Genomic DNA, 5,989 nt, shown 5'->3' on the forward strand with positions numbered 1-5,989 from the left:
CCCCTGACCCGACGGAAAAGCTGATGACGCTGGGAGTAGGCCATTGTCATTCTGAGTCCCGCCTTTGGTGGGAGGAAGAATCTATTCACTGGAAACGATAGATTCTTCGGTCACTTCATTCCCTCAGAATGACAACAAGGAACTGTAGGGACAGAACAGTGTTCTGTGCTTATGAAGTGTGCGGGAAATCCAATTCTCGCACAAACAGGAGAAACCGGTGGACTTAGGTACTTTAATCGCCGCAATCTTGACTTTGTTCATCTTTTCCTTTCTCTACAGGGACAACCCATTCTATAAATTTGCAGAGTATCTCCTGGTCGGTATATCTGTAGGGTATTTCATTGTAATCTCCATCAAGACCACGGTTGTGCCGAAGCTTATTTTTCCGATTTTCAGAGAAGGTGACCTGCTTTATCTTATTCCCGGGATTTTGGGGTTCTTTATGTTCCTCAGGTTTTTCCCGAAACTTGCCTGGCTTTCCAGGATTTCGATGGCTTTGATAATAGGTGCTGGTGCCGGGGTTTCCATCCCGGCGATGATGCAAGCGCAGATTTTTGCCCAGATGAAGGCTTCTATGGGCTCTTATGCTTCGATTAATAATATCATCGTTGCCCTGGCGGTGATTACTACCTTGAGCTATTTTTTCTTCTCCAGGGAGCACAAAGGTGCTCTAGGCACCTCAGCCAAAATCGGGGTTTTCTTTATGATGCTCTTCTTCGGAGCGACTTTTGGATATACAGTTATGTCCAGAGTCACCCTCTTAATCGGCAGAGCCCAATTTCTGTTGGGTGATTTTTTAGGGGTGATAAGATAAAAAAGTGTTGCAGGATGGAAGGGAGAAAGTTAAATTGGGAAAGATTTTGAGAAAACAGGTACGGTTTCACTCGAACCTACGATGAAGCAAAGATAAGAACTGTTATATGCCCCTTGAGTCATGGCAACCCAGGATTGACCCACCTGTCTTGAGAGGCAATAAAGGAAGGGACTGCGTTGTTCAAGTATAATCTTGACGCTTTTGAGCCACTGGAGTTTGAGCGGATGTGCCAAGCCCTGCTGCAACAGGTGATCGGGCCGGGGGTTAAGGTATATGGAATGGGCACCGATGCTGGCAGGGAGGCTACTTTTTCTGGCAAAGCTCCTTACCCTTCAACAGAAGAACAATGGGATGGAAGATGGATTTTCCAGGCAAAGTTTCACGACGTAAGACAAATTGGTCCAAAGGAAGCAAGAGCTCGTTTGCTAATGGAGTTAAACGGTGAACTGTTGAAAATAACACAAAAATATAAGCACCCTTGTGATAATTATATCCTTATGACAAATGTTTGTCTTACTCCTGTATTTCAAAAAGGAATAAAAGATAAGATTGAGAATGAAATCATACCTAAGTATCGGCATGCAATGAAGCATATTGATGTTTTGGGGTCGGATGAGATTTGCAGATTTCTCGATAATTACCCAGGCATTCGACAGACATATGCGCATTTAGTGGTGCCAGGTGACATTATTGCTAGTCTGGCGAAGAAGATAGAAAGCAAACAAATCGATTTGGATGCCCTCGTTCAGCTTTATAGCGAGGAGTGCTATAAGCAGGAGCAGTGTGCAGTTCTTGATGATGCAGGTGATGTAGAAGATAAGCCGGTTACGCTTCAACAGGTTTTTATCGACTTGGAAATCAATGCTCCAACACTTCCCCAAGATCCGAAATTATTGGAGAGATTTCCGCACTGGCTAAAGCAGGCTGCTGAAGACGAGAAAAGAACATCAGCTCTTTCCTATCTACTCGACGATTCTATTGCCGGAGTCGTCCTTATCGGCGGACCTGGCGAAGGCAAGTCTACTTTGGGGCAGTACGTCGCGCAAATTCACAGAGCTCGTTTAACTGGGAGGTTGAAAGAACTAGGCGAAAATGCTCAAGAGTTTGAAAAATGTACCCTTCGTCTGTCATTCAGAGTTCTTCTAAAGGAATATGCACAGTAGATTACTACCTGCGATGATTCCGGTAGCCTATTTCATTTCATAGCATACAGAATTACCAGGGATGCGTTGCGAGATACAGAACCTGAAGAAGTGCGAACGATAGTAGAAACTAATCCGATTCTTCTGGTATTGGACGGCCTTGACGAAGTTCCCGGAAAGGAATTGCGAAAAAGAGTCTTGAATAACATAACATCTTTTGTTCGTCAAATAAGAGAGGGACTGAAAGGAGATATAAGAGTAATAGCTACGACAAGACCATACGGGTATTCAGAAGAATTTGATCCAGCGAATTATCTGCATTTAGTCCTGCAAAAGTTGTCGTCAGCAAAGGCTTTAGCCTACGCCAATCGCTGGATAGACTCTCGTGAACCAAATCCCAGAGAAATAGAAAGAATTCGCGGTACATTTGATGTATGCTTAAAGGACAGAGTGGTTAATGTTCTAACGCAGACTCCTCTACAGGTAACTATTCTTCTAGTCATTATTAGAGCAAGAGGTACTCCTCCAAAACAACGAGAAGAATTATTTGAGCGATATATGGATATAATCTATCAGCGCGAACAGAAAAAGCGTCCGGAATTATTGAGAACTGAACAGGATATAATTTATGGCCTTCATAGATACCTTGCATATATACTTCATAGACGGGCTGAAAAAGATAAAACAGCGGCATTAATGGATGTGCTCGAATTTAAGGAAAAAGTTAAGGAATATCTTACTCATAGTAATCCATTACTTAGTGAAACAGAATTAAATGTTAAAGTAGACGAAATTATTACTGAAGCCAGTCAACGTCTTGTTTTAATAGAAAGCCCACAAGAAGGAAAGGTTGGATTTGGTTTGACGACCACCAGGGAATTCTTTGCAGCTGCCCATCTAGTAGATACAGCGAAAGATACTAAAGAAAGAGATTTGAGATTTGGAGCTATCATAAGGTCTCCTTACTGGCGCAATGTGGCTTTATTTTTCGCAGGAAGAGTAGGTAGAACTCGCCCAGGCGAAGCCCCAAGTATGATAGATGTATGTCGTGAGATAGATATAGAGAGAGCGGACAGATTTCTTAGAAGAGGTGCTGGGCTAGTCTTGGAAATGGTAGATGATAGAGTCTTGCGACAACCCCACAATGAAATTGGTGCAATTCAATATGGTTTAACCCTGTTTGATAATACCCTTATAAGACAAGGTGATGAAGTAGTTAATGAATTGAAAAACCTTCCTGATGAATATAAAGAGCGTGTAATTCGTCCTTGGATGAAGGAGAGACTAAAGAATGTAGCACTAGAAAATCTGGAACTATATGTTGATGCTTATGAAAAGATTTTTTATGTTGACGAGCCATTGCGGTCTGCTATGCAGAGAGCAGCTGAGTCTGATTCTGAGAAAATGAAATTATGGGCTTTGTCCGAAGTATTCAAACACCAACTGGTTGAATCATGGGGCATAAAACTATTTGAAGAACTGGTTGGAGTTGTGCCTTACAAAACGATGTCGTGGACTCTTGAACCTTACTGGGCCAATCTCGGCTCTTATTTCAGATTTTCGCTTTCTTCAAAAGCAAGTATGGCACTTGCCACAGCTTTTTTGCTAGGATGTCAAAGATACATGTCTACCTCTGAACCTGAATTTTCGAAAAGTATACAAAGGCTATCTTCGGTAAAGCCTGAGGAAAACCGTGAAACAAATTCACTCCTTTTCTGGGCAGTTTGCCAACTCGCGGTGTGGTATCATCTGGCACCCTCAAGGATAGGATACAAAGCAAAGGACTGGTTAGTTCAGGTTAGCTTACCGAGAATTGCCAACCAAAAGGTAATCGCATTATTAACCAAGAATTCGAATTTAGTCAGGTCATTTTGTGAAGTCTTCTCAAAAGAAAACCAACCTTTTACAAACTTTCTCATTGCATTATTTGAGTTCCTAAACGAACCAAGTAACCTGAAGAAATATATAAAAATTTCAGAAGCACTCCATGAGAATAGAGAAATTGAACCGAGACTCCGCAGTATCATCAGCAACATTTTCGACTTACCGGTTGAAAAAGAATTGTCTATTTGTCACAGGGACCTTTATACCGTCTCTGAGTACTATAAGTCTCAAGAACAATTCGAGAAAGAACTCGAAGAACTTAATGAACTGATAAATAAAAAAAGCGAAAAGATAAAAAATCATCCAGCTAAACTTTATTATTGGATAGATTTCCATCGCAATGAAACTATTAAGAAATTTTTAGATTCGGAAATTCTCACTGAATTGAATAATTGGTTTGACTGTCGCGGTATATCATTAAGGAGTCTTAGGCCAACGTATAGACAACTATTAAACGATTTGGAGTTATGTGAGATGATCCTTGATACAACTGCTACGCAATTAGCAAAAGAAGAAAGACGTATTGCGTTTGATCTTCCACTTGTTTTGTATAAATGGCATGACCCGAAGACAGAGCAAGAATTAAAAACTGCGAGCAAACTGAAGTACATCTTCGAAGATTTCTTAGCGAAGTATTATACCCTAATAGATCCGAAGTATGATTCACTCAGTATTTTATACTGGGCTTCGTTCAGTGCTGATATTATTGAGGATAAACATATTTCTAAATTGTATAGCATGGTCCATAATATCTCTCGCTTTCCATTACACAGTTGGTTTATAGACCGCGATAAGCGTGTTAAGTCAACTCTTGTAAACATGCTACGAAACGACAATTTGGAAGTTGTTCGCTTAGCCGCAGTCTCCCTATCAGCAATTTCGCAAGAAAGAACTTTCTTTTATGAACGAGAGGAAATTAAAGAAGCATGGGTTGGGGATAAATATTGGGAGCTTGCTAATGATAAACTGGACATATGGCGTCCAAGATATATAGAAGGTATGGCACAATGTCGACTAAAATGGGCTGAAAAAGGTGAAGAATGGTTAACTATGATTCAACAGTCGGATAATGAAGAACTTGTCAATGCATGGCGGCTTGTAATTAGTGAGGCTGGCTTCTGTGAAGCTAATGATCAACAAGCTTTTTTCGATGTGCTTCTGAGTATTTTGGAATCTAGAGACACGTTCTCAGACTCTATTCGAAGGGCTGCCTTCCGTCGATTATCCGAGATAGTCTACGCCATGGAACCTGTAGGGTTCGATGAAATACTACTTAATCTACCTTTATCCAAGAGGGAAGGTGTACAGTTCAAATAACAATTTTAGTTCTATTTAAAGGAATCCAGCTATTTTTTGCCACATAGGTATGAGACTTTGCTTTGGTTACTTTCTACAACTTTGCATATATGTAAAATATGTTTTGCAATTGGATTGATGACTGAAGTAACTCCTTACATGGAGGTTTAATGTCCTCTCTAAAGGGAGGGGGGAGAGTAAAAAGAAGGATTGTGATTTTGGCGGAGGGGTGTTTTACGGCGCTGGAGGCGAAGACGGCTTACGGGCTGATCAGATATAAGCCTTCGGAGGTGGTGGCGGTTATTGATTCTACCAGGGCGGGCAAAACCTCTCAGGAAATCATCGGTTTGGGGGGGAATATTCCGGTTGTTAAAAATGTGGAAGGCTCACTTCCTTATAATCCGGATTCGCTTTTAATCGGGATTGCACCACGGGGCGGGAAACTTCCTTCAGAGTGGAGAAAAGAAATTATCTCCGCCCTTGAAAATGGTCTAAATATTCTCAACGGAATGCACGATAAATTAAGTAGAGACCCTGAACTTGCTACCTTAGCCAATTTCAGGAAGGTGGCGATTATTGACCTGAGAGAGGCAGAGGGGTATAATAAGGTCGCAGACTACCTGCCTGAAAAAAATAAGGCTAAGGTAGTGTTGACTATTGGCACAGACTGCAGGTCAGGGAAGATGATTACGGCTTTTGAGCTGACCGAAGTGGCAAAAAAATTCGGCTGGAACCCTTATTTTGTTGCAACTGGCCAGAGCGGAATAGTAATCTCCGGAGAAGGGGTTCCGATCGATGCGATCAAAGGTGATTTTATGGCAGGAGCAATGGAAGAGTTCCTATTTGAGAAATC

4 protein-coding genes are annotated in these 5,989 nt (G+C 41.5%); all 4 read left to right on the forward strand.

The window, feature by feature from the left end; all coding sequences use genetic code 11:
* Positions 1-217 precede the first annotated feature (217 nt).
* A complete protein-coding gene (locus MUP17_04795) occupies positions 218-814 on the forward strand; it encodes a hypothetical protein (protein ID MCJ7458288.1) in 597 nt (198 codons plus the stop codon).
* A gap of 176 nt (positions 815-990) precedes the next feature.
* Positions 991-1,977 (forward strand): hypothetical protein, encoded by a 987-nt coding sequence (locus MUP17_04800; protein ID MCJ7458289.1) that lies wholly within the window; start codon positions 991-993, stop codon positions 1,975-1,977.
* A 66-nt stretch (positions 1,978-2,043) separates the two neighbouring features.
* A complete protein-coding gene (locus MUP17_04805; protein ID MCJ7458290.1) occupies positions 2,044-5,157 on the forward strand; it encodes a hypothetical protein in 3,114 nt (1,037 codons plus the stop codon).
* Between the two features lie 149 nt (positions 5,158-5,306).
* On the forward strand, positions 5,307-5,989 hold a 683-nt coding region (locus MUP17_04810; GenBank protein MCJ7458291.1), incomplete at its 3' end, for a DUF1611 domain-containing protein.

It is taken from the genome of Candidatus Zixiibacteriota bacterium (assembly GCA_022865345.1).
Lineage (GTDB): Bacteria > Zixibacteria > MSB-5A5 > MSB-5A5 > RBG-16-43-9 > RBG-16-43-9.